At 43.5% G+C, this 24,028-nt stretch carries 21 protein-coding genes; 15 read left to right on the plus strand and 6 right to left on the minus strand.

Translation table 11 applies throughout. The features are described from left to right. The first annotated feature begins 12 nt into the window (after nt 1–12). Both A3GY_RS0106880 and trxA read left to right on the plus strand, forming a co-directional pair. The gene (locus A3GY_RS0106880; RefSeq protein ID WP_018030684.1) at nt 13–2,343 is read left to right on the plus strand and encodes an endonuclease MutS2; all 2,331 of its coding nucleotides are present in this window, start codon (nt 13–15) and stop codon (nt 2,341–2,343) included. 208 nt (nt 2,344–2,551) lie between these two features. Beyond that, the gene (trxA, locus tag A3GY_RS0106885) at nt 2,552–2,866 is read left to right on the plus strand and encodes a thioredoxin (protein WP_018030685.1); all 315 of its coding nucleotides are present in this window, start codon (nt 2,552–2,554) and stop codon (nt 2,864–2,866) included. Nucleotides 2,867–2,883: 17 nt separating this feature from the next. Here the strand turns inward: trxA and mutY are convergent, their stop codons facing one another. Further along, a complete protein-coding gene (gene mutY / locus A3GY_RS0106890; RefSeq protein ID WP_026161971.1) occupies nt 2,884–4,035 on the minus strand; it encodes an A/G-specific adenine glycosylase in 1,152 nt (383 codons plus the stop codon). An 851-nt stretch (nt 4,036–4,886) separates the two neighbouring features. Here mutY and rpsF point away from each other — a divergent pair. The 3 genes from rpsF (at nt 4,887) to rpsR (ending at nt 6,022) form a co-directional block, all read left to right on the plus strand. Beyond that, a complete protein-coding gene (rpsF, locus tag A3GY_RS0106895; protein ID WP_018030687.1) occupies nt 4,887–5,177 on the plus strand; it encodes a 30S ribosomal protein S6 in 291 nt (96 codons plus the stop codon). A gap of 11 nt (nt 5,178–5,188) precedes the next feature. Continuing rightward, nucleotides 5,189–5,683 (plus strand): single-stranded DNA-binding protein, encoded by a 495-nt coding sequence (locus tag A3GY_RS0106900; RefSeq protein ID WP_018030688.1) that lies wholly within the window; start codon nt 5,189–5,191, stop codon nt 5,681–5,683. A 99-nt stretch (nt 5,684–5,782) separates the two neighbouring features. Continuing rightward, entirely contained in the window at nt 5,783–6,022 is a 240-nt protein-coding gene (gene rpsR / locus A3GY_RS0106905) for a 30S ribosomal protein S18 (RefSeq protein ID WP_018030689.1), read from the plus strand. Nucleotides 6,023–6,074: 52 nt separating this feature from the next. Here the strand turns inward: rpsR and A3GY_RS0106910 are convergent, their stop codons facing one another. From A3GY_RS0106910 to A3GY_RS0106920, 3 genes are all read right to left on the minus strand, one after another. Continuing rightward, nucleotides 6,075–6,764: a LiaF domain-containing protein gene (locus tag A3GY_RS0106910; RefSeq protein ID WP_018030690.1), complete on the minus strand. Its 690-nt coding sequence runs from the start codon at nt 6,762–6,764 to the stop codon at nt 6,075–6,077. 82 nt (nt 6,765–6,846) lie between these two features. Continuing rightward, nucleotides 6,847–7,524, minus strand: coding sequence for a DUF1129 domain-containing protein (locus A3GY_RS0106915; protein WP_018030691.1), 678 nt, complete (start codon nt 7,522–7,524; stop codon nt 6,847–6,849). 39 nt (nt 7,525–7,563) lie between these two features. Beyond that, nucleotides 7,564–8,508: a magnesium transporter CorA family protein gene (locus tag A3GY_RS0106920; protein ID WP_018030692.1), complete on the minus strand. Its 945-nt coding sequence runs from the start codon at nt 8,506–8,508 to the stop codon at nt 7,564–7,566. Between the two features lie 135 nt (nt 8,509–8,643). Between A3GY_RS0106920 and uvrA the strand changes: the two genes are divergently transcribed. The 6 genes from uvrA to nusB all read left to right on the plus strand — a co-directional run bounded on the left by uvrA (nt 8,644) and on the right by nusB (nt 14,733). After that, nucleotides 8,644–11,469 carry an excinuclease ABC subunit UvrA gene (gene uvrA / locus A3GY_RS0106925; RefSeq protein ID WP_018030693.1) on the plus strand — a complete coding sequence of 942 codons (2,826 nt, stop codon included), beginning with the start codon at nt 8,644–8,646 and terminating at the stop codon, nt 11,467–11,469. A 172-nt stretch (nt 11,470–11,641) separates the two neighbouring features. Then, nucleotides 11,642–12,703: a M24 family metallopeptidase gene (locus tag A3GY_RS0106930; protein WP_018030694.1), complete on the plus strand. Its 1,062-nt coding sequence runs from the start codon at nt 11,642–11,644 to the stop codon at nt 12,701–12,703. 88 nt (nt 12,704–12,791) lie between these two features. Continuing rightward, the gene (locus A3GY_RS0106935; RefSeq protein ID WP_018030695.1) at nt 12,792–13,250 is read left to right on the plus strand and encodes a deoxycytidylate deaminase; all 459 of its coding nucleotides are present in this window, start codon (nt 12,792–12,794) and stop codon (nt 13,248–13,250) included. 83 nt (nt 13,251–13,333) lie between these two features. Beyond that, entirely contained in the window at nt 13,334–13,894 is a 561-nt protein-coding gene (efp, locus tag A3GY_RS0106940; protein ID WP_018030696.1) for an elongation factor P, read from the plus strand. 34 nt (nt 13,895–13,928) lie between these two features. After that, nucleotides 13,929–14,318 (plus strand): Asp23/Gls24 family envelope stress response protein, encoded by a 390-nt coding sequence (locus A3GY_RS0106945; protein ID WP_018030697.1) that lies wholly within the window; start codon nt 13,929–13,931, stop codon nt 14,316–14,318. Next, nucleotides 14,311–14,733, plus strand: a complete 423-nt coding sequence (gene nusB / locus A3GY_RS0106950; RefSeq protein WP_018030698.1) for a transcription antitermination factor NusB — start codon at nt 14,311–14,313, stop codon at nt 14,731–14,733. Before A3GY_RS0106945 ends, nusB begins: the two co-directional genes overlap by 8 nt. A 30-nt stretch (nt 14,734–14,763) precedes the next feature. On the opposite strand, the gene A3GY_RS0106955 is transcribed toward nusB, so the two are convergent. Both A3GY_RS0106955 and A3GY_RS0106960 read right to left on the minus strand, forming a co-directional pair. Continuing rightward, nucleotides 14,764–15,726: a LacI family DNA-binding transcriptional regulator gene (locus A3GY_RS0106955; RefSeq protein WP_018030699.1), complete on the minus strand. Its 963-nt coding sequence runs from the start codon at nt 15,724–15,726 to the stop codon at nt 14,764–14,766. 1 nt (nt 15,727) lies between these two features. Next, nucleotides 15,728–17,167, minus strand: coding sequence for a sucrose-6-phosphate hydrolase (locus tag A3GY_RS0106960; protein ID WP_018030700.1), 1,440 nt, complete (start codon nt 17,165–17,167; stop codon nt 15,728–15,730). 192 nt (nt 17,168–17,359) lie between these two features. Between A3GY_RS0106960 and A3GY_RS0106965 the strand changes: the two genes are divergently transcribed. The 4 genes from A3GY_RS0106965 to A3GY_RS0106980 all read left to right on the plus strand — a co-directional run bounded on the left by A3GY_RS0106965 (nt 17,360) and on the right by A3GY_RS0106980 (nt 24,027). Further along, nucleotides 17,360–19,258, plus strand: coding sequence for a sucrose-specific PTS transporter subunit IIBC (locus tag A3GY_RS0106965; protein ID WP_018030701.1), 1,899 nt, complete (start codon nt 17,360–17,362; stop codon nt 19,256–19,258). Between the two features lie 151 nt (nt 19,259–19,409). Further along, nucleotides 19,410–20,291 (plus strand): fructokinase ScrK, encoded by an 882-nt coding sequence (gene scrK / locus A3GY_RS0106970; RefSeq protein WP_018030702.1) that lies wholly within the window; start codon nt 19,410–19,412, stop codon nt 20,289–20,291. 168 nt (nt 20,292–20,459) lie between these two features. Beyond that, a complete protein-coding gene (secA, locus tag A3GY_RS0106975) occupies nt 20,460–22,979 on the plus strand; it encodes a preprotein translocase subunit SecA (RefSeq protein WP_018030703.1) in 2,520 nt (839 codons plus the stop codon). Nucleotides 22,980–22,995: 16 nt separating this feature from the next. Continuing rightward, nucleotides 22,996–24,027, plus strand: a complete 1,032-nt coding sequence (locus tag A3GY_RS0106980) for a 3-deoxy-7-phosphoheptulonate synthase (protein WP_018030704.1) — start codon at nt 22,996–22,998, stop codon at nt 24,025–24,027. The last annotated feature ends 1 nt before the right edge of the window (nt 24,028 follow it).

Genomic DNA, 24,028 nt, shown 5'->3' on the forward strand with positions numbered 1-24,028 from the left:
ATAATAGGCCTTATGAATACAAAGATTTTAGAGCACTTGGAATTTGCTAAAGTTAAAGGTCAATTTCAGGCTTATTTACAAACCAGTCAAGGTCGGCAAGAATTAGACCAGTTAGAGCCGCAGGCCGATAAGGCTAAAATGGAAAAGGCCTTTGCAGAGGTGGCAGATATCGGCCAAATTTTTGAAGAATATGGCCATTTCAGTATCGGTTCAACGCAAGACATTTCTGAAAGTCTGAGACGTTTGGAGTTGGATGCTGATCTCAATATGGAGGAACTGCTGGGCCTCAAACGCATCCTGCAGGTCTCTTCTGAACTTCAGCGCTTCTATGAGGGTTTAGAAAATGTGACGGTTGCCCATCTGACGCCTCTTTTTGACAAACTGGAAAGCTTTCCTAACATTCAAGGCAGCTTGCAGGCTGTTAATGATAAGGGCTATATAGAGGATTTTGCCAGCCCAGCTCTCGCTAAAATTCGTCGGCAAATTCAGCGTAATCAAGACCAAATTCGCCAGATTTTACAGGACTTTCTAAAGAATAAAGGAGATTTGCTGACGGAACATTTGATTGCCAGCCGTAATGGCCGCAGCGTCCTTCCTGTCAAAAACAGCTACCGTCATCGTTTTTCGGGTGTTGTCCATGACATTTCCAGCTCCGGAACCACCATTTACATTGAGCCTAGAGCAGTTGTCAATCTAAATGAAGAGCTGACGCAGGCACAGGCTGACGAACGTCATGAAATCAGCCAGCTGTTGAAAGAGTTGTCCGATATGATTCGTCCATACAGTCACAGCATTCGGAATAACGCTTGGATCATCGGGCACATGGACTTGGTTCGAGCGAAATACCTTTATACAGTTGATAGAGGGGCCAGTCTGCCGCAAGTATCTAATCAGGGAGAACTGCATCTACTCAATGTTCGCCATCCCCTTTTGGAAAATCCAGTTGCCAATGATTTGCACTTTGGTCAAGACTTGACAGTTATTGTCATTACAGGTCCCAACACAGGCGGGAAAACCATTATGCTGAAAACGCTGGGGCTAGCCCAGCTCATGGCACAGTCGGGTCTTCCTATTTTGGCCGATAAGGGGAGCCAAGTGGCTGTTTTTACCGAAATCTTCGCTGATATTGGGGATGAACAGTCTATCGAACAGAGTCTGTCCACTTTCTCAAGCCACATGACACAGATTGTTGACATCTTGGCTTCTGCTGATAGTCAGAGCCTGGTTCTTTTTGATGAACTCGGAGCAGGTACAGACCCTCAGGAAGGAGCTGCGCTGGCCATGGGAATCCTAGAACATCTGCGCCTCTCTCAGATCAAAACCCTAGCAACCACTCATTACCCAGAACTTAAGGCGTATGGCATTGAAAATCGGTTTGTTGAAAATGCCAGCATGGAATTTGATGCTGTTACACTGAGTCCCACCTATCATTTTATGCAGGGAGTACCTGGACGGTCCAATGCGTTTGAAATTGCCAGACGTTTAGGCTTGTCAGAGCTGATTGTATCTGAGGCAGAAAGCCTGATGGATACGGATACAGATGTCAATCGAATTATTGAGGAGCTAGAGGGGCAGACTCAGGAAAGCCGTCGCCGCTTGGACAATATCAAAGAGGTGGAGCAGGAGAATCTTAAATTCAATCGAGCGCTCAAAAAACTGTATAACGAATTTTCTCATGCGAAAAACAAAGAATTGGACAAGGCCCATCAAGAAGCCCAAGACATCGTGGATAAGGCACTGACGGAAAGTGGCAGGATTCTCAAGACTCTCCATGAAAAAGCTCAGTTGAAGCCCCATGAAGTCATTGAAGCCAAGGCCGATTTGAAAAAATTGGCCCCTCAGCCTGACCTCTCTAAGAACAAGGTTCTGAAGAAAGCTAAGAAAAAACGTGCGCCTAAAGTCGGTGATGACATTATTGTGATCAGCTATGGCCAAAAAGGGACGTTGACCAGTCAGCTGAAAGATGGGCGATGGGAGGCGCAGGTCGGCTTGATTAAGATGACCTTAAAAGAATCTGAATTCAACTTAGTAAAAGCAGATCAAACGTCTCAGACCTCTAAAAAGCGTGTTCAGGTTGTGCGAAAGACAGCCCGCAAAGCAGCCAAAGCAAGGCTCGATCTGCGAGGAAAACGCTATGAAGAGGCCATGCAGGAATTGGATGAGTTTATGGATCAGGCTCTTCTTAATAACATGGCGCAAGTTGATATTATCCACGGAATTGGAACAGGGGTTATTCGTGAAGGGGTTACCAAGTATCTCAGCCGCAACAAACACGTTAAGACCTTTGGCTACGCCCCTCAAAATGCCGGTGGCTCTGGAGCGACTATTGTGACACTTAAGTAGGCCCATCTCCTGTCAGTTTTCAGAAATTCAAGGTATCCTAATAGTGATGTTGTGAGAAAAGACAAGTACTAACACCGGTTGAAAACTATACGTTAAAGCATGCTGCTAAAAATGAAATAAGGTTATTTACTTGCTTCCGTAGCAAAAATTAGTCAAAGCCGTTTTTTTTCTGTAAAATAAGACTATCAGTACTAATTGGAGGAAGAACATGACACAAATCGTAACCGACAAAACATTTGAATCAGAAACGGCACAAGGCTTGGTTCTGATTGACTTCTGGGCAGTCTGGTGCGGTCCTTGCCGTATGCAGGCACCGATTTTGGAGCAGCTTTCAGAAGAGATTGATGAAGATGACCTTAAAATCTTCAAAATGGATGTGGATGAAAATCCGGAAACAGCACAAAAATTTGGTATTATGAGTATCCCGACGCTGCTTTTCAAAAAAGATGGTCAGGTGGTCAAACAAGTTGCTGGCGTTCATACCAAAGAGCAAATTAAGGCCATTTTGGCGGAGCTAAGCTAAAAAAGTGAGTTTTCAACTCACTTTTTTTGATGGCAATAAGCTTCCAGCATTTTTTTCTGAGGTGTGGCAAAGGGATAGGCTGTAAAGTCTTTTTCAGCGACCCATTTCAGCTGCCGTTCTGAGGAGGGTTGCTGGTTTTGTAGCCGCCCTTCCACTAATTCAATCTCCCATTTTTGGTGGCTGAACGTATGTTTTACGGTCTTAAACGTTTGTTTTGACCAATGCGCTTTTATGCCGTATTCTTTCTGAAAGAGTTCTTTTTGGGATGCTGTTTTAAGAATGACAGCATCTTTTTTCTCGAAAAGATCTAGCTGTTGACCAATGGTAGAACTTTCGATGAGAGGGAAGGACCAAAAGCCTCCTAAAAGCCGGTTTTGATTATTTTTTTCAAGCAAAAAGTCTCCCTGAGCATTTCGGATAATGAAGGCTTGTAACCTAAGAGGGCGGGGTTTTTTCTTGGGGAGTTTTATAGGGTACTTTGCCATAGTGCCGTTTAAGTAGGCAGCGCTGAAGGCTCTGACAGGACTTTCGTGAGGCCGCGGATTCTTAGCGGCTTCAATATCAGTCCCCAGATCCATCAAGGCTTGATTAAAGTCACCCGGACGCTCAGGATCAATCAAGATTTCCATAAGAGCTTGAAAAATCTTGCGATTTTTAGGGTCTCCGATATCATAATCAACCTCAAAAAGCCTAGCCATCACACGCATGACATTGCCATCAACAGCAGGCTGAGGTAGTCCAAAGGCGATACTGGCAATAGCGCCGGCAGTATAAGGGCCGATTCCTTTAAGTTTTAGAATACTGTCGTAATCAGAAGGAAATTGCCCCTTAAAGTCAGTCATGATTTGCTGGGCGGCTGTCTGCATATTACGAACGCGAGAATAATAGCCTAAGCCTTCCCAAGCCTTCAATAATGTTTCCTCAGGTGCTTCAGCCAACTTTTCTACTGTTGGGAACCAATCCAAAAATCTTTCGTAGTAAGGGATAACCGTGATGACTTGTGTCTGTTGCAGCATAATTTCAGACACCCATATCTTATAGGGATCTTTAGTACGACGCCAAGGCAAATCACGTTTTTCTCGGTCGTACCAGTCCAAAAGTGTCTGGCGAAAAGATTGAATCTTTCTGGCATCCCACATCTCAATCCCATAGTCTTTGAAATTTATCATAGGTCTATTGTAGCAAAAGCTCTTATTTTTTCAAAAAGGAGAAATCAGAAGTTTTTTCTTGACAAATGTAAGCGGTTGCTATATAATAAAACCATAAAGAAGGATATTAAAAATTACCTTATTATTAGGAGGAATCTCTTATGGTAGTTCATAATATTGCAAGGTATAAAAACGGAGATTGAGGTCTCCGAGACATAACATTTTTGTTCTTTTATAATAGGAGGTGGCGCTTATGTTGCAGTTTGATGTAGGTCGCTATAAGAACGGTGACAGTTAAGAGGCAGTAGGCTAAAACTTTACACCATGTGTACATTCAGACACGGGAGTGTTTGAAGAAGGAACGCTCAAGACCTTTCCAAGGTACAGATTAATCACAAAAAAGCCAGATGGTTGAGCCAGAAACGTTGGATGTAACGAAAGTTTCGGATGGTCCCATTGATGCTTTATCAAGCGCGCGGTATCGATTAAGGACTGAAAGGGTTGAGTAGTTAATGCTAGAGGCTATAGTCTCGTTTTAAATTAAGATGATCTCTTGAGAGTGAAAAAAAGAATCGGGAGGGCTTTCCATTTTAGAAATAAGTATAACAACTACAAATAGTGAGTAACTCCTTAGAAATCAAAAAGTGCAAAGGAGAAGTCCGATGACACTTTGAGAAAAAGAAACCCTAGGCAGGTGTGCATGCTTAGGGTTTTTAGTTGTTTTTCCTTTTGGGAATACAGGAAAAGAATCGCTGACAGCAAATAATGACTTGAATTCTTTAGAGAAATGTTGTACAATTATATTTTGTGAGCACCCCTCACTTACTCCTAGCAAAGGCTAGGGGTCATTAGACCAAAAGGAGGAAAAATCAATGGCTAAATACGAAATTCTTTATATTATTCGTCCAAACATTGAAGAAGAAGCTAAGAATGCTTTGGTAGCACGCTTTGACTCTATCTTAACGGACAACGGTGCAACAATCGTTGAATCAAAAGATTGGGAAAAACGTCGTCTTGCCTACGAAATCCAAGATTTCCGTGAAGGACTTTACCACATCGTAAACGTTGAAGCGACTGATGCCGTAGCTCTTAATGAGTTCGACCGTCTTTCCAAAATCAACAGCGATATTCTTCGTCACATGATCGTTAAGCTTGACGCTTAAGAAGGTAGTTTATGATTAATAATGTCGTACTAGTTGGTCGCATGACTCGAGATGCAGAGCTTCGTTACACCCCAAGTAACCAAGCTGTCGCAACCTTTACACTCGCAGTCAACCGCAATTTTAAAAATCAAAATGGTGAACGTGAAGCAGACTTCATTAATATTGTTATTTGGCGCCAGCAGGCTGAAAATTTAGCCAACTGGGCTAAAAAAGGGACCTTGGTTGGTATTACTGGTCGTATTCAGACTAGGAATTATGAAAATCAGCAAGGTCAGCGTGTTTATGTAACAGAAGTTGTGGCGGATAACTTCCAGATTCTGGAGAGCCGTACAGCACGTGAAGGCGGTCAGTCTGGAAACTTCAACAGTGCGCCGTCTAACGATTTTGGCGGGAACAATACCTACCAACAATCATCACAATCACAGACGCCTAATTTTGGTCGAGATGAAAGTCCTTTTGGCAATTCAAACCCAATGGACATTTCAGATGACGATCTGCCTTTCTAAGAGAAGCAGACAAGTCAACAGACTTAAAACAGAGTAAAAGCTGGAACGTTTCTGTTTCTGCTGTGAGACTCTAAAGATGATAATATAAAGGAGAAAAACATGGCTCAACAACGTCGTGGCGGATTCAAACGCCGTAAAAAAGTTGATTACATCGCAGCTAATAAAATTGAATATGTTGATTACAAAGATACTGAATTGCTTAGCCGCTTTGTTTCAGAACGTGGTAAAATCTTACCTCGTCGTGTAACAGGGACTTCTGCTAAGAATCAGCGTAAAGTAACAGCAGCCATCAAACGTGCGCGTGTAATGGCACTTATGCCTTTCGTAAACGAAGACTAAACAAATACCTCTGCTAAGTAGCAGAGGTATTTTTCTTGATTCAAAAGAGAGATTAGTATCTAATGTTGACAGCAGCCATGGCGGCAGTACCCAGAAGCTCTACGGTGACCGCATCTTCAGCCTCGGTCTGAAAACCGCTGACGGAAACAGATGCCAGTGGGTGGTTCGTCTGGTTGCTGATTTTCCAGTGTCTAGGAATCCTGATATTAGCCTCGCCAAAATGAACATCTAGATAAATCTGGGGATAGGCGGTTAGAAACTGTGCCTGAGTGAGGTCAATATTTTGTTCGCCAAATTTAACATTGATAGTGATTCTTTCAAGATTCTGAGAGGTCACATAGTAGGCATTTTCCGAAAAGAACGTTTTTAAAGTGACCTGACTTTGGCTGTCAATATGGGCGACCTCTGCGTCCTGAAAGAAGTGATCAGAGTCGGATGAATACTGAGTCTTGTATTTGGGTTTGATAAAATAATTCAGAATAACTCCCAGAATGACAAGTCCAGCAAAAAGCGGACCGCTTGAGTAGGTGAAATTAAAAACATCCTTGAGGTAAATGGCTAAAAAACCAAGACCCATAAAGAAAACAACCATATTTTTATGACTGAGGCCTAGTGTGGTGAAGAAAATTGCCAGAACCAGCAGGCTGTTGAAAATCACTTGTAAATCGGGTACAAAGGCTGTTGTGATAAGGTAGGCTGCCAGTAAGACCAAGACAGCAATGCCAAAATGATTCTTTTTCATAAAAAAACTCCTTCTTTCTTTAACTATACCATAATTATCCGAGCTTACCTATGTTTTTTTCGAAACAAAAACCAGAATGACTTTAGTCATTCTGGTTATTTCCGTTACGAGGACGTGAATCCATTGCACTCTGAATATTATACTTTTTCTTGAAGTAGAAGCGGGCCGCTAAGGCTAGACCGCCAGCAATCAGCAAAAGCAAGGCAGGGACGACGGGATTGAAGGCTTGTGGCAAGAAAGAAGTTGCGCTGTAAAGCAGCAGCCAAATAAACATGAGCACAACCATGATACCAAATGCCTTAAACATATTTGGGCGCTGGCTCTTCTCCTTGCCAAGGTGACGATAAATATAGTAGTGAGTGGCATACATCACTGCACCGCCGCCAAAGGATAAGAACAATAAAGAGACCAAACCGTAGGAAGGAGCCTGTTTGCTGAAGAGATTCATAGCACCTGTTACCAGAGCCAAGACGCCTAGGAAAAGCAGAGAAGTATCCAGCCACATCAGCCAAGGATTAGTATTTTTATCGGCTTCTGAGTCAGTATTGGCAGCTTGCTTGGTAAAGGTAGATGCCCAGACAGTTGGTGCTCCCAGAAAAGAACGGGCGGGAATGCCTTCTTGTTGTTTCTCCAAAATGTCGGGGATGATTTCTTCAAGGATTCCCTTGATTTCGGTGTCGCTAAGACCATCCTGAATAAACTGATTGGTGGCAATATGAATAAATTCTTGGTTTTTCTTGGTTAATTTTTGCAAATCCATTAAAAGCTTTCTCCTGTCATTAGATCACTTGATGTGGTTTTAGAACCATTTTTTCCGGATGAAATAGACCACAACGATGGTACTCAAAAAAGCAGCAATAAAGACAATATACCAGAAGGCATGAGGCAGTCCGTTTAAGGGAAGCCAATTGTTCTGGAAATTCATCCCGTAGGCTGAGAAGATGACAGTCGGGATGTCTAAGGCCATGGTCATCAATGCCAAGGTTTTCATAATCGTGTTCTGATTATTGTTGATAATGGCAGCTGATGTTTCAGTCATCGCATTAAGGACATTTTCGTAGATGCCAGCCATCTCAATGGCCTGTTGGGTTTCAATGAGGGTATCTTCTAACAAGTCCTCATCTTCGACATATTTCTTCAGGCTGGATGTGTGTCCAGACAGTTTTTTGACAATACGTTCATTGAGTTTAAGAGAAGCTCTTAGATAGACAATGGATTTTTCCAATTCCATCATGTCAATAATCTGTTCGTTACGGGTTGCTTTTTCCAGCTGAGCCTCAATCCGATCGCTTTGCCTGTCGATGGACCGCAGGGCTGTCAGGTAAAGGCCGGCATTGCGGTAAAGAATCTGAAAAACAAAGCGCGTTTTCATAAAGGTATAGAAATCTTTGAGGCGGCGGCTGGTGAACTGTTCCATCAAGGTAAGAGGCTCTAGGCAGGTTGTGATAACCGCCGTTTCAGTTACGATGATTCCCAAAGGAATGGTCACATAGTAGCTTTTATTATTGCGTTCCTCGTAAGTGGGGACGTCAATGATGATGAGGGTGTAGTCATCTTCGACCGCAACCCGGGATGTTTCCTCGATATCCAAAGGAGCCCGCAGGTCGGTAATGTCAATATTGAACGCCTCAGCCAATTGCACAGACTCTTCCTGGGAAGGGTTTACCAAATTGATCCAAGCGCCTGGCTCGAATGTTTCGATTTCTTTGAATTCTGTTGCTGTGGAAAGAAACATTTGCTTCATGATAAGCCCTCCTTTAAGATAGATTTGTGCATACCCTCCTATTATACTATATTTGGAACATTTTGGGTAACCGATTGTTAGATTTTTGATATAATAGATGAGAATTGTAAAGGAGTAAGTGCGGTATAAAAGCTTATGCAAGATAAAATTAGTATTCGTGGGGCACGTGCCCATAATTTAAAAAATATTGACGTGGAAATTCCTAGGGATAAGCTCGTTGTCGTGACAGGCTTGTCTGGTTCAGGCAAGTCCAGTTTGGCTTTTGATACCATCTATGCTGAAGGTCAGCGTCGCTATGTGGAAAGTTTGTCTGCCTATGCCCGCCAGTTTTTGGGAAATATGGACAAGCCAGACGTAGACTCCATTGATGGTCTCAGTCCTGCTATTTCCATTGACCAAAAAACAACCAGCAAGAATCCCCGTTCAACTGTTGGGACAGTTACAGAAATCAACGACTATCTGCGGCTTTTATACGCTCGTGTCGGTGTTCCTTATTGTAAAAATGGGCATGGGCCGATTACGGCTTCTTCTGTGGAGCAGATTGTCGACCAAGTTTTAGAATTGCCAGAAAAGACACGGATGCAAATCTTAGCCCCGGTCGTCCGTCGAAAAAAAGGGCAGCATAAAACGATTTTTGATAGGGTGCAAAAAGATGGCTACGTCCGTGTCAGGGTCGACGGTGAGATTTTTGATGTCGCAGAAGTGCCGGAACTGTCCAAAAGCAAGATGCACAATATTGAGGTTGTCATTGACCGATTGGTGCAAAAAGATGGCATTCGAGGTCGTCTCTTTGATTCCATCGAAGCCGCTCTGCGGCTTGGTGATGGCTATGTAGTGATTGATACTATGAATGGCGAGGAATTGATTTTCTCAGAGCACTATTCCTGCCCCGTCTGTGCCTTTACAGTACCTGAGTTAGAGCCCCGTCTGTTCTCCTTCAATGCTCCCTTTGGTTCCTGCCCGACCTGTGACGGTCTGGGCATTAAGCTGGAAGTGGACTTGGATTTGGTGATTCCAGATGGGTCTAAGAGTTTGGCCGAGGGTGCTTTGGCTCCCTGGAATCCTATTTCGTCTAATTATTATCCGCAAATGCTGGAGCAGGCGATGGCACAATTCGGCGTTGATATGGATTGCCCCTGGGAAGCTTTGTCAGAACAGGAAAAAGCCTTGGTGCTCTATGGATCAAATGATAAAGAGTTTCATTTCCATTATGAGAATGAATTTGGCGGCGTGCGAGATATTGATATTCCTTTTGAAGGGCTTATTACCAATATCAACCGTCGTTATCACGAGACCAATAGCGATTTTACCCGCAATGTGATGCGCGGTTATATGAATGAGCTGACTTGTGCTGCCTGTCATGGCTATCGCTTAAATGATCAGGCCTTGTCAGTCCGTGTCGGTGGAGAAAAAGGTCTTCATATTGGACAGGTTTCTGATTTATCTATCGCTGACCATTTGGACTTGGTTTCAAAACTGGAGCTGGGTCAAAATGAGGCCCTGATTGCTAAGCCTATTTTAAAAGAAATTAAGGATCGCCTGACCTTCCTCAATAATGTCGGGCTCAATTATCTGACCCTGTCACGCGCCTCAGGAACGCTGTCAGGCGGTGAGAGCCAACGCATTCGTCTGGCAACACAGATTGGCTCCAACCTCAGCGGGGTTCTCTATATCCTGGATGAGCCCTCTATCGGTCTTCATCAGCGGGATAATGACCGCCTGATTTCCAGCCTTAAAAAGATGCGTGATCTCGGCAATACCCTGATTGTTGTAGAACATGATGAGGATACTATGCGGGAAGCGGACTGGCTGATTGATGTAGGACCGGGAGCGGGCGCTTTTGGCGGTGAGATTATTGCTTCAGGGACTCCTAAACAGGTCGAAAAAAATAAGCAGTCCATCACTGGTCAGTATCTGTCAGGCAAGAAATTTATTCCTGTTCCAAAAGAGCGCCGTCAGGGTAATGGCCGCTTTATTGAAATCAAGGGTGCTGCGGAAAATAACCTGAGAGCTATCGATGTTACCTTCCCTCTCGGTAAGTTTATTGCGGTGACAGGGGTCTCAGGATCCGGCAAATCAACACTGGTCAACAGTATTCTTAAAAAGGTGATTGCGCAAAAACTCAATCGTAATTCAGATAAACCCGGCCAATATACTTCCGTGACGGGGATTGAGCATATTGACCGTTTGATTGATATTGATCAAAGTCCGATTGGACGAACCCCCCGCTCTAACCCTGCAACTTACACCGGTGTTTTTGATGATATTCGGGATTTATTTGCCCAGACCAATGAAGCTAAGATTCGTGGCTACAAAAAAGGACGTTTTTCTTTCAATGTTAAGGGCGGCCGCTGCGAAGCCTGCTCTGGAGACGGCATTATCAAAATTGAGATGCACTTTCTGCCGGACGTCTATGTTCCCTGTGAAGTTTGTCACGGTACGCGCTACAACAGCGAGACCTTAGAAGTTCGTTATAAGGACAAAACAATTGCTGAAATTCTGGATATGACGGTCAATGATGCCGCAGACTTCTTCGCCCCTATTCCTAAGATTGCTCGCAAAATTCAAACCATCAAGGATGTTGGCCTAGGCTACGTTACTTTGGGACAGCCAGCGACCACCTTGTCAGGAGGTGAGGCACAGCGGATGAAGCTGGCGTCAGAATTGCATAAGCGTTCGACAGGTAAGAGTTTCTATATTTTGGACGAACCTACCACCGGTCTTCATACGGATGATATTGCCCGTCTGCTGGAAGTCTTGGAGCGCTTTGTTGATGATGGCAATACGGTTCTGGTGATTGAGCATAATCTAGATGTGATTAAAACAGCGGACCATATTATTGATTTGGGGCCAGAAGGCGGTATCGGTGGTGGAACGGTTGTGGCAACAGGAACACCAGAAGAGATCGCTCAGTCCGCCGATAGCTTTACGGGTCAATACCTGAAAGGGAAATTAAAATAGGCTTCTTGTGATAAATAAAAGTGTCACTCTGGTTGAGAATGGCACTTTCCTTTTAAAAAGAGCCTGTTTCTGTTTTATCTCGGTTAAGCCAAGCCTAGTGATTTGTCAGCTCTTTTAAATCTGTTTCATTCATGATAGACTAAAAATTAAGAAAGAATAGTGAGGAATTTTTGTGGAAAAGAGATTAGCCCGTTTTGAGGAAAAACTAGCCCAATCTGAGGTAGATGCTGTTCTTGTGACAGGACAGAATAATATTTATTACCTCACAGGTTTTTGGGGAACAGAAGCGACCGTTTTTATCAGTGGCGGACGCAGGCTTTTTTTGACAGATGCCCGTTACACCCTCATTGCGAAAAAGACCGTTGAGGGATTTGATATTATTGAAACTCGGTCAGCTTTGACTGAAATTGCTAAGATTATTGCGGATGACGGTCTGACAAAAATTGGTTTTGATGCGCAGGTCACCTTTGGCTTTTATCAAGGGTTGAAGACCGGTTTTGCTTCTTTTGAATTGCAGCCCTTGACTGATTTTATAGAAGAACTGCGCTTGATAAAAGATGCTTCTGAGATAGCAACTATCCGCCGTGCCTGTCACATTTCCGATCAGGCTTTTCTGGATGTGCTTGACTTTATTAAACCGGGTCAGACCAGCGAGCTTGAAGTGACCAATTTTTTAGATTATCGGATGCGTCAGCTCGGTGCATCGGGGGCTTCTTTTGAATTTATCGTTGCCTCAGGTTACCGCTCGTCGATGCCTCATGGAGTTGCTTCGGAGAAAATCATTCAGACTGGAGAGACGCTGACTCTTGATTTTGGCTGTTATTATAAGCATTACGTGTCTGATATGACAAGGACAATTCATATTGGTCACGTGACGGATCAAGAACGTGAAATCTATCAGATTGTTCTGAAAAGCAATCAAGAACTGATTGATCAGGCTAGAGCAGGTGTGACTTATAAGGCTTTTGATCAAATAGCGCGTGCGGTCATTGATCAAGCTGGTTACGGGGAACATTTTACCCATGGTATCGGCCATGGGATTGGTCTTGATATTCATGAAATTCCTTATTTTGGAAAATCAGAGGACAAACTGGCAGCTGGCATGGTTGTCACAGATGAACCTGGTATTTACCTTGAAGGCAAATATGGTGTTCGTATTGAGGACGACCTCTTGATTACGGAGGAAGGCTGCGAGGTTCTGACCAAGGCTCCCAAGGAATTGATTGTGCTCTAGGCTTTTGTGTTTAACACAGTATTTTGTGATTTCCGATCAGGGCTTGACGACCTGATATCAGAGAGAGTAAGAGGTAAGGAGACTAGTGATGGCAAATACCAACCGTTTATCTTGGCAGGATTATTTTATGGCCAATGCAGAGCTGATTTCAAAGCGCTCAACCTGTAATAGGGCTTATGTTGGAGCCGTTTTGGTGAAAAATAAGCGGATTATTGCGACAGGTTATAATGGCGGAGTTGCTGAGACGGTGAACTGTGATGAAGCCGGACACCAGATGGAAGATGGGCATTGTATCCGAACCGTCCATGCCGAAATGAATGCTTTGATTCAGTGTGCTAAAGAAGGGATTTCCACTAATGATACCGAAATTTATGTGACACATTTTCCCTGCATCAACTGTACCAAAGCTCTTTTGCAGGCAGGTGTTAAGAAAATCACCTATAAGAATGCCTATCGACCGCATGATTTTGCGATTAAGCTTTTAGAAAGCAAAGATGTCCCTTACTTCCAACATGATGTTCCGGAACTTTATCTAGGCAAGGACTAGCTAGGCCTTTTAGAAAACATTTGAGTATCAAAAGGGTTTGTGTTAGAATGAATTGATAAGAATTATTAAAGAGGTATAATAAAATGATTGAAGCAAGTAAGCTTAAAGCTGGTATGACTTTTGAGACTGCAGATGGTAAATTGATCAAAGTTTTGGAAGCCAGCCATCACAAACCAGGTAAGGGAAATACAGTTATGCGTATGAAACTGCGTGATGTTCGCTCAGGTTCTACCTTTGACACCACCTACCGTCCGGAAGAAAAATTTGAGCAAGCAATCATTGAAACACGTCCGGCCCAATACCTTTATCAGATGGACGACACAGCTTTCTTCATGGACACAGACAATTATGAGCAATATGAAATTCCAGTTGCCAACATTGAAGAAGAATTGAAATATATCCTTGAAAATTCAGAAGTTAAAATCCAATTCTATGGCACAGAAGTCATTGGGGTCACAGTCCCAACAACGGTTGAGCTAGTTGTTGTAGAGACGCAGCCTTCCATCAAAGGTGCGACAGTGACCGGTTCAGGGAAGCCGGCAACGCTTGAAACAGGTCTTGTTGTCCACGTTCCTGACTTTATTGAAGCTGGTCAAAAGCTGATTATCAACACTGCCGAAGGAACCTATGTTTCTCGTGCCTAAGTATGAATCAAGTTCGCAGAAAGGAAGCTAAACTATGACAAACCAATCAATCGGAGAAATCGTTATTTCACCTCGAGTTCTTGAAGTCATCACGGGTATTGCGACGACCAAAGTGGAAGGGGTTCATTCGCTTCATAATAAAAATGTAACGGACAGTCTCAGTAAGGTGGCGCAAGGCAGAGGGGTTTATCTGCAGACAGACGAAGATGGTATTGTCAACGCAGATATTTACGTTTACCTCCAGTACGGGGTCAATGCTCCTGCAGTTGCCGTTGAAATTCAAAAGGCTGTTAAGGCGGCTGTCTATGATATGGCAGAAGTTAGCCTATCCGATGTCAATGTCCATATTGTCGGCATTGTTCCTGAAAAAACACCAAAACCAGATTTGAAAACATTATTCGATGAGGACTTCCTTAATGCCTAATTCATTTACGGATTCAAGACGTGATTTGCGAGAAAGAGCCTTTCAGGCCCTCTTTAGCTTGGAGTTTTCGGGTCAAATGCCAGCAGGTGCTCATTTTGCCTATGAATATGACAAGGATGAGGGAGAGGACTTAGACACACCACTTTTTCTTCTCAATTTAACGCAGGGCGTGATGGCACATCAGGACGAAATTGACCAGCTCATTGCGGCTAATTTAAAGCCAGGCTGGACTCTGTCTCGTCTGACCTTGGTCGATAAAACCCTGCTTCGTTTGGGGCTTTATGAGATTAAGTATTACGATGAGACACCAGATCGTGTCGCCCTTAATGAAATCATTGAGATTGCGAAGAAGTACTCTGATGAAACGTCCAGCAAATTCATCAACGGACTCTTAAGTCAGTTTATCAACGAATAAAACCAAAAAGCTCTCCTTTAGGAGAGCTTTTTAAATGCTTTGCCCCGGAAGCAAAGATACGGGTAAAATATAATTGGCTTCAATCTCTTGTCCGTCAATTTTTTTCAGAAGCACATCAACAAGCAGCTGAGCGATTTCTTTGATGGGCTGTTTGACACTGCTGAGGAAAGGATAGTAATTTTCAATGAAATGCGTTCCATCGTAGCCGATAAGTTTTAAATCCTGAGGAATCTTGTGTCCTAGTCCTTCAGCGATATTCTTAGTCAGGATAGCAGTCATATCATCCGATAAGAAAATGCCATCTGGTTTTTGACTTTTAAGGATGGCTTTAATTTCCATCTCTTTACGAATAGCAGACAGGTTGCTTGGAACATGAAAGACACGAGCTTCTGGGAAAATTTCGGAGAAGCCCAGTTTTCTTAAACCGGTTGGCGAGTTTGAGTTGTCATTTCCTGTTATCATGAGAGGACGCCGACAGCCTGCTTTTTGCAAGCAGCTAGCGGCCAGTTTTCCCCCAGCCAGATTATCTGATGAAATAACTGGAATGTTTGGAGCTAGGTTACGGTCAAAAGCGATAATAGGGGCTTCAACCTTATCATAGTCATCAATGCCGAGATTATGACTGGAGGAGATAATGCCGTCCACCTGATTGGCTTCCAGCATCTCTAGGTATTCTCTTTCCTTCTCTGGATCATTTTGACTGTTGCAGATAATCACCTTATACCCTTCTTTAAAGAGCTCTGTTTCGAGGTGTTCAATCAGTTCAGCGAAGAAAATATGACTAATATTAGGAAAAATCAGGCCAATGAGTTTAGCAGACTTTCCCTGTAAACTTCGGGCAAGGTTATTGGGTTTATAGCCCAAAGCCTTCATAGCCTCATTGACCTTGGAGATTGTCTTGCTAGAGAGATAGCCTTTATTATTGATAACTCTGGAGACTGTAGTCGGACTGACTCCAGCTGCTTTGGCAACATCTGTTAATTTTGTAACCATACTAATCTGTTAATTCAAAATAGTTCCCCTCGACCTGACCAGACACAAGGTGAATACCATTTTGTCCTTTCTTAGGAAAGACACGGCTGGTAAAGACGGCCTCTCCTTTATTGATAAAGATTTCGACAATGGATTTGTCTACAAAGATATTAATGCTTGTTTTCTGTTGAGGAATCTGACAGCTGCGCTGATTGCCGTAGTCTAGTGCATACTGTTCTCCTGCTTTGGAGCGATCTAAGGTAACTTTACCTTGCTTAGTATCGATCGTCAGTGAGAGTCCGTTCCCGTCTTCATCGGCAAATAGAAGCAGTTCTGCCGTGCTGTCAGCTTCAACCTTTAATTCTAGCTCATAGGTATTTTCAGTGTGTTTTTTGTCAGTAAAAGCTTCTGGTTCAGAACGTAGTTCTTTTAGAGCTTGGACGGGATACTGGAGGAGTTTTCCGTCCTTAATAGTTAATTCTTTAACAAGACTCATGGCGCCTTGGTAATCAAAGATATCGGTAGGGTAGTCGATGTCGGGAAGGCCAATCCATGATACGCATAAGGCACGTCCGTCGGGAGCGTTGAAGGCTTGTGTTGCATAACATTCAAAACCAAAATCAAGATTATGGATTTCTGATGGCTGAATCAGCTCGGCTTTTTCTGTGTCAAACGCTTGACATATTTTGTAGGTGTTGGGATAAATATTTTGATAGTCTAATTCAGCTTTATCAAGCCCCTGAGGACTGTAGAGAAGGACAGGGCGGCCATCCACAAAAACGAGGTTGGGGCACTCAATCATGTATTCAGACCCAGTGCCACCAAAGTCAAGATTGCCAACAAAAACCCAGTTCTTAATATCGTTGTTAACAGCTTTATAAAGTTTGATGAAGCCCTGTTTTTCAAGGTTCTGAGCGCCGATAATCGCAAAAAACTGCCCTTGATAGTCAAAAATTTGAGGATCACGAAAGTGTTCCGTCACATCGCTTGGTTGTTGGATAAGAACCTGATCAAACTTTTCAATGTGGCCTTCTTTGTCCATGAAAGCACCGACTTGTAAAGGATCACGAATCCAATTGTCGTCGCGGACATTGCCTGTATAGAATAGAAACAGCTTTCCGTCGATCTCATAGGCACTTCCGGAATAAGCTCCATGGCTGTCGTGAGGATTATCGGGATATAGGATGGTTCCAGTTTCTCTGAAATGCACGAGATCATCACTTTCGGTGTGTACCCAGGATTTGAGACCGTGCCCTGCTCCAAAAGGCCAATTTTGATAGAATAACTGAAATTTTCCATTGAAATAGGAGAAGCCATTAGGGTCGTTTAGCAATCCTGTTTGAGGCTCAATATGATAGGTGGTGTGCCAAGGAGACTTGGCAACATTTTCTTGAATGGTTTTGATTTCTTCTGCTGACCAGTCCTCATAGGCTCGGTAGCGAATTTCTTTAGCAATAGCCATGCTTTGCATCCTCCTTATAGTATTGAAGCTTTTAGTTATATAGTAAACGTTTTCCTGATAAAAATCAATCGTTGACTGTGAAAAAGAATATTTTTGTGTAAAACGGTTGACATATTTTTGATTCATGCTAAAATAGAGAAGTAAAGAAAGTGAAACGCTTTCAAAAAGAAAAATTTAAGGAGTATTTTGCAAATGGATAACAAGCAGATTGCAAAAGAGGTCATCGAAGCCTTAGGCGGACGTGATAATGTTCGTAGTGTCGCTCACTGTGCTACTCGTCTTCGCGTGATGGTGGTTGATGAAGCTAAAATTGACAAGGAGAGGGCTGAAAACATTGATAAAGTTAAAGGAGCCTTCTTTAACTCAGGTCAGTATCAGATTATCTTTGGTACAGGTACTGTCAACAAGATTTATGATGAAGTTGTTGATTTAGGTTTGCCGACCTCATCGACAGGTGAACAAAAGCAAGAGGCGGCTGCTCAAGGCAACTGGTTCCAACGGATGTCTCGGACATTTGGTGACGTTTTCGTTCCGATTATTCCTGTTTTGGTAGCAACCGGACTCTTTATGGGACTCCGCGGTCTTCTGACCAATGATACCTTTTTAGGATTTTTCGGTGCCAGCTCTAAAGATATCAATGCCAATTTCATCCTTTACACACAAGTATTAACGGATACAGCTTTTGCTTTCTTACCAGCTTTGATTGCATGGTCATCCTTTAAAGTATTTGGGGGCAACCCAGTTCTTGGTATTGTCCTTGGATTGATGATGGTTAATCCAGCCCTTCCAAATGCTTATGCAGTAGCTAGCGGTGATGCCAAAGCACTTACTTTCTTTGGTTTTATTCCTGTAGTAGGATATCAAGGAACTGTTTTACCAGCCTTCTTCGTTGGTATGATTGGTGCCAGATTGGAAAACTGGCTGCATAAACGTGTGCCAGAAGCACTGGATTTGCTGATTACACCTTTCTTAACATTCCTTGTGATGAGTATTTTGGGGCTCTTCGCTATTGGACCTGTCTTCCACTCAGTTGAAACGGTCGTACTTGCTGCAACAGAATGGATTCTTGCTTTGCCATTTGGTATTGCAGGTATCATTATCGGCGGTCTGCAACAAGTTATTGTTGTTACCGGAGTTCACCACATCTTTAATTTCCTTGAAACTCAGCTTTTAGCTGAAACAAAGGCGAATCCATTTAACCCACTTCTTTCTGCGGCTACTGCTGGTCAGGTCGGTGCCGTTCTTGCCGTAGCTGTTAAAACAAAGAGTGCCAAACTTAAAGCTCTTGCTTATCCATCTGCACTTTCTGCGGCTCTTGGGATTACAGAACCGGCTATCTTCGGGGTTAACCTTCGTTATGGAAAACCATTTGTTATGGGGCTTGTCGGTGGTTCAGCTGGTGGATTCATCGCAGCTCTTGTAGGGCTTAAGGCGACAGGGATGTCTGTAACGGTTCTTCCTGGACTTCTCCTCTTCCTTAATTCTCAAATGCCAATGTATATTGTTTCGATCACAGTAGCCTGTGCTATCGCTTTCGCTTTGACATATTACTTCGGCTATGCGGATAAGGAGGAAGACGTATCTGCAAAAAAGCCTGAAGCGCCTGCGGCAGCACCGGTAGCTGAAACTGAAACAAAATCAGAAGTTATTGCAAGCCCTCTTGACGGTGAAGCTGTAGAGCTTTCTAAGGTAAATGATCCTGTCTTTTCTAGCGAAGCTATGGGGAAAGGGATTGCTGTCAAACCTAGTGGCAATACTGTTTATTCACCCGTTAATGGTACGGTTCAGATTGCTTTTGAAACAGGTCATGCTTACGGTCTTAAATCGGACAATGGCGCAGAAGTCCTGATCCATGTGGGAATTGATACCGTTTCTATGAATGGAACAGGATTTGATCAAAAGGTTGCTGCTAACCAGACTGTTAAAGTCGGTGATGTTCTGGGAACCTTTGACTCTGCAAAAATTGCAGAAGCTGGTCTTGATGATACAACAATGGTCATCATCACCAATACAGCAGATTATTCAGAAGTTAAACCACTTGCTGCTGGTCAGTTGGCGCATGGGGCAGACCTTTTGGAACTGAACAAATAAAGGTTAAGAAAGCTGAGAAAGAACTCAGCTTTCTTGATTTAGGTATGGCTTTGTCATGTTAAAGCCAGAAGTCAAAAAAGGCTGGATAGGATTGCTTTCTGGCCTTATTTTTCTTATAATGTTAGTAAGATTTTAAGAGAAGGAGACGTCTATGTCTAAACTGTATGGAAGTGTTGAGGCCGGCGGAACAAAGTTTGTCTGCGCGGTAGGAGATGAAAATTACCAAGTCATCGAAAAGGTTCAATTTCCAACAACAACCCCTTATGAGACCATTGACAAAACGATAGCCTTTTTTAAACGTTTTGAGGCAGATTTGGCAGCGGTGGCGATAGGTTCTTTTGGGCCGATTGATATTGACCAAAACTCGGATACGTATGGGTTTATTACCTCTACTCCAAAACCGAACTGGGCCAATGTGGATCTGTTAGGATTATTGGCTAAGGATTTTAAAATTCCGTTCTATTTTACAACAGATGTCAATTCGTCCGCTTACGGTGAAGCCTTAGTCAGACCTCATGTCAAAAGTTTGGTTTATTACACCATTGGGACCGGTATTGGTGCTGGGGCAATCCAGAATGGTGACTTTATTGGCGGTGCGGGGCATACAGAGGCTGGTCATGTGTATGTGGCGCCGCACCCGCGGGATACAGCAAAAGAGTTTGTCGGCGTCTGCCCATATCATAATGGCTGTCTTGAAGGAATGGCAGCGGGACCAAGTTTGGAGGCTAGAACGGGAGTCCGCGGCGAGTTGATTGAACAGAACTCTGAAGTGTGGGATATTCAGGCTTACTATATTGCCCAGGCTGCTGTTCAGGCGACAGTTTTATACCGTCCGCAGGTTATCGTCTTTGGCGGCGGAGTTATGGCTCAGGAACATATGCTGAGACGTGTCAGAGAAAAATTCAAGGCGCTTCTCAATAACTACCTGCCTGTTCCAGATGTTACCGACTATATTGTCACACCGGCTGTTGCAGAGAATGGTTCTGCTACTCTGGGGAACTTTGCTCTGGCCAAAAAATTGGCTGATAAGTAATTAAAACGCGAAACGAGCTGTTTCGCGTTTTTGGTTGCGCAGCCTTTGGTTTTTCTTGAATCAGATGAAGAGGCAGGGGAAAAGCCGCCTGTCAGACTGATTAGAAATCTTGAAACAGCAAGGCATTTGTGATAGAATAAAACGATAACACTTTCGAGAGGAAATAGAATGGCAAACATGCTACGCACTATCGTTGAAAACGATAAAGGTGAATTAAGAAAATTAGGAAAAATAGCTAAAAAAGTAGAAAGCTATGCGGACCAGATGGCAGCTCTTGAAGACCAAGAACTGCAGGCGAAGACAGTTGAATTTAAAGAGCGCTATCAGAATGGTGAGACTTTGGATGATCTACTCCCAGAGGCTTTTGCGGTTGTCAGAGAGGCTGCTAAACGTGTCCTAGGCCTCTATCCTTACCATGTCCAAATTATGGGAGGGATTGTACTCCATCATGGTGACGTTCCTGAGATGAGAACGGGTGAAGGAAAAACCCTGACTGCCACCATGCCAGTTTACTTGAATGCCATTGCTGGTGAGGGTGTCCACGTGGTTACCGTTAACGAGTATTTGGCGACCCGTGATGCGACCGAGATGGGTGAAGTGTACAGTTGGCTAGGTCTTTCAGTTGGGATTAACTTGGCTGCCAAGTCTTCCGCCGAAAAACGTGAAGCTTACCTGTGTGACATCACTTATTCAACGAACTCAGAAATCGGCTTTGACTATCTGCGTGATAACATGGTTGTCCGTAAAGAAAATATGGTACAGCGTCCGCTGAATTTTGCTCTTGTGGATGAGGTTGACTCTGTTTTGATTGATGAAGCCAGAACACCGCTGATTGTTTCAGGTCCTGTCAGCTCAGAAACCAATCAGCTGTATTTCCGAGCGGACTCTTTTGTGAAGACGCTGACCAAGGATGATTATGCGATTGATGCCCCAACCAAAACGATTGGTCTGAATGATTCTGGGATCGATAAGGCTGAGGAATTTTTCCGTCTTGAAAATCTTTATGATATTGAAAATGTAGCCCTGACCCATTATATTGACAACGCACTTCGCGCCAATTATATCATGCTGCTTGATATTGACTACGTGGTCAGTGATGAGCAGGAAATCCTGATTGTTGACCAGTTTACAGGTCGGACCATGGAAGGCCGCCGTTTCTCAGACGGTCTGCATCAGGCTATTGAAGCTAAAGAAGGGGTTCCGATTCAAGAGGAATCTAAAACCAGCGCCTCTATTACCTACCAAAATATGTTCCGTATGTATAAGAAATTGGCAGGTATGACAGGGACAGCGAAAACAGAAGAAGAAGAATTCCGTGAAATTTACAATATGCGGATTATTCCGATTCCAACCAATCGTCCGGTTATTCGTATTGATAATCAGGACTTGCTTTATCCAACATTGGAAGCTAAGTTCAATGCTGTGATTGAGGATGTTAAGGAACGTTATGAAAAGGGGCAGCCGGTCTTGGTTGGTACTGTTGCCGTTGAGACGTCTGACTTAATCTCTAAAAAACTGGTTGAAGCAGGAGTTCCCCACGAAGTGCTCAATGCTAAAAATCACTTTAAGGAAGCGCAGATTATCATGAATGCGGGTCAGCGTGGAGCGGTCACAATCGCTACCAATATGGCTGGGCGTGGAACTGATATTAAGCTCGGTGAAGGTGTGCGTGAGCTGGGAGGGCTCTGTGTTATCGGGACAGAACGACACGAAAGTCGCCGGATTGATAACCAGCTTCGCGGACGGTCTGGACGTCAGGGAGACCCCGGGGAGTCACAATTTTACCTTTCTCTTGAAGATGAACTCATGCGCCGTTTTGGTTCTGACCGTATCAAGGCTATTCTTGATCGCTTTATTGAAGAAGACAGCGATGTCGTGATTAAATCACGGATGCTGACCAATCAGGTGGAGTCAGCTCAGAAACGTGTCGAAGGAAATAACTACGATACGCGGAAGCAGGTTCTGCAATATGATGATGTGATGCGTGAGCAGCGTGAAATTATTTACGCCCAGCGCTATGACGTGATTACAGCAGAGCGGGACTTAGGTCCTGAAATCAAAGCGATGATTCAACGGACGATTGACCGTGCGGTGGATTCTCATAGCCGTCTGCCTCAGGAAGAGGGTCAGGAAGGGATTTTGAACTTTGCTCGAACCAATATTTTGCCAGAAGATGCTATCAGTCTGTCAGATCTTGAAGGGCTCAAAACCCAAGAGCTTAAAGATTTGCTCTATGATAAGGCGTTGAAAATCTATGACCGTCAAATTGCTAAGCTTCGTGATCAGGAAGCGGTTATCGAGTTCCAGAAGGTTCTGATCTTGATGGTGGTTGACAACCAGTGGACAGACCATATTGATGCTTTGGATCAATTGCGCAGTGCGGTAGGTCTTCGAGGCTATGCTCAAAATAATCCTGTTGTGGAATACCAGTCTGAAGGTTTCCGAATGTTCCAAGATATGATTGGAGCGATTGAATTTGATGTGACGCGGACCATGATGAAAGCGCAGATTCATGAGCAGGAACGTGAAAGAGAAGCCGACTTTGCGACAACAGCTTCTGAGAAGAATATATCGGCTCAGACTATCTCAGGCGATAGTGATTTTAAGGGTGTCGGCAGAAATGATAAATGCCCGTGCGGTTCTGGTAAGAAATTCAAGAACTGCCACGGCCGCAAACAATTTAAATAAATAGTTAGGATAGAAAATGTCTTTTAAAGCAACGAGTGAAAAGATTAATATTGAAGAAGTGCGCAGCCTGTCAAAATTGACGGGGGATGCCTTGCTGACAAAAGAAACTCGTGACCGTGAACTGGAGGCTATTTTTAAAGGGGAAGATGACCGGATGCTTTTGGTCATTGGTCCTTGTTCTTCGGATAATGAAACGGCTGTTTTGGAATATGCGAAACGGCTGTCTCAATTGCAGGAAGAGGTGAAGGACCGTATCTTTATGGTGATGCGTGTCTATACGGCCAAGCCCCGTACCAACGGTGATGGCTATAAGGGAATGATGCATCAGCCTCATACAGATTCGGCACCGAGCTTGATTAATGGGATTAAGGCAGTGCGCAACCTGCATTACCGAGTTATCACGGAAACAGGGATAACAACTGCTGATGAAATGCTTTATCCCGAAAACCTGCCCTTGGTAGATGATCTGGTTTCTTATATCGCTGTTGGAGCCCGTTCTGTAGAGGATCAGCAGCACCGTTTCGTGGCTTCAGGCATTGATGTTCCTACGGGCATGAAAAATCCGACTTCTGGTAATTTAAAAGTAATGTTTAATGGCATTTACGCTGCCCAAAACAAGCAATCCTTCCTGTTTAACAGCGAAGAGGTTGAGACATCAGGCAATCCGCTGGCTCATGCAATTCTACGCGGCGCACTCAGTGAGAGTGGTAAATATTTGCCTAATTATTACTATGACAACCTTTTAGAGACCATTAGTCAGTATGAAGCCATGGGCTTATCTAATCCATTTATCATTATTGATACTAATCATGATAATTCAGGAAAGAATTATTTAGAACAGATTCGTATTGTCCGTCAAACCCTCATCAACCGTGACTGGAATGAAAAAATCCGCCAAGTTGTTCGTGGTTTTATGATTGAGTCTTATTTGGAAGACGGCCGCCAGGATGACGCAGAGGTTTTTGGTAAATCCATCACTGATCCATGCCTTGGCTGGGATAAAACGGAAGAACTTGTTCGTGAAATTTATGAAACGTTAGGGAAATAAG

This window comes from Streptococcus ferus DSM 20646, assembly GCF_000372425.1.
Classification (GTDB): Bacteria; Bacillota; Bacilli; order Lactobacillales; family Streptococcaceae; genus Streptococcus; species Streptococcus ferus.

Excerpts from the sequence above, each read along its gene's own strand:
- A3GY_RS0106880 (WP_018030684.1), top strand. The coding sequence starts at position 13 with ATGAATACAAAGATTTTAGAGCACTTGGAATTTGCTAAAGTTAAAGGT.
- trxA (WP_018030685.1), top strand. The coding sequence starts at position 2,552 with ATGACACAAATCGTAACCGACAAAACATTTGAATCAGAAACGGCACAA.
- mutY (WP_026161971.1), bottom strand. The coding sequence starts at position 4,035 with ATGATAAATTTCAAAGACTATGGGATTGAGATGTGGGATGCCAGAAAG.
- rpsF (WP_018030687.1), top strand. The coding sequence starts at position 4,887 with ATGGCTAAATACGAAATTCTTTATATTATTCGTCCAAACATTGAAGAA.
- A3GY_RS0106900 (WP_018030688.1), top strand. The coding sequence starts at position 5,189 with ATGATTAATAATGTCGTACTAGTTGGTCGCATGACTCGAGATGCAGAG.
- rpsR (WP_018030689.1), top strand. The coding sequence starts at position 5,783 with ATGGCTCAACAACGTCGTGGCGGATTCAAACGCCGTAAAAAAGTTGAT.
- A3GY_RS0106910 (WP_018030690.1), bottom strand. The coding sequence starts at position 6,764 with ATGAAAAAGAATCATTTTGGCATTGCTGTCTTGGTCTTACTGGCAGCC.
- A3GY_RS0106915 (WP_018030691.1), bottom strand. The coding sequence starts at position 7,524 with ATGGATTTGCAAAAATTAACCAAGAAAAACCAAGAATTTATTCATATT.
- A3GY_RS0106920 (WP_018030692.1), bottom strand. The coding sequence starts at position 8,508 with ATGAAGCAAATGTTTCTTTCCACAGCAACAGAATTCAAAGAAATCGAA.
- uvrA (WP_018030693.1), top strand. The coding sequence starts at position 8,644 with ATGCAAGATAAAATTAGTATTCGTGGGGCACGTGCCCATAATTTAAAA.
- A3GY_RS0106935 (WP_018030695.1), top strand. The coding sequence starts at position 12,792 with ATGGCAAATACCAACCGTTTATCTTGGCAGGATTATTTTATGGCCAAT.
- efp (WP_018030696.1), top strand. The coding sequence starts at position 13,334 with ATGATTGAAGCAAGTAAGCTTAAAGCTGGTATGACTTTTGAGACTGCA.
- A3GY_RS0106945 (WP_018030697.1), top strand. The coding sequence starts at position 13,929 with ATGACAAACCAATCAATCGGAGAAATCGTTATTTCACCTCGAGTTCTT.
- nusB (WP_018030698.1), top strand. The coding sequence starts at position 14,311 with ATGCCTAATTCATTTACGGATTCAAGACGTGATTTGCGAGAAAGAGCC.
- A3GY_RS0106955 (WP_018030699.1), bottom strand. The coding sequence starts at position 15,726 with ATGGTTACAAAATTAACAGATGTTGCCAAAGCAGCTGGAGTCAGTCCG.
- A3GY_RS0106960 (WP_018030700.1), bottom strand. The coding sequence starts at position 17,167 with ATGGCTATTGCTAAAGAAATTCGCTACCGAGCCTATGAGGACTGGTCA.
- A3GY_RS0106965 (WP_018030701.1), top strand. The coding sequence starts at position 17,360 with ATGGATAACAAGCAGATTGCAAAAGAGGTCATCGAAGCCTTAGGCGGA.
- scrK (WP_018030702.1), top strand. The coding sequence starts at position 19,410 with ATGTCTAAACTGTATGGAAGTGTTGAGGCCGGCGGAACAAAGTTTGTC.
- secA (WP_018030703.1), top strand. The coding sequence starts at position 20,460 with ATGGCAAACATGCTACGCACTATCGTTGAAAACGATAAAGGTGAATTA.
- A3GY_RS0106980 (WP_018030704.1), top strand. The coding sequence starts at position 22,996 with ATGTCTTTTAAAGCAACGAGTGAAAAGATTAATATTGAAGAAGTGCGC.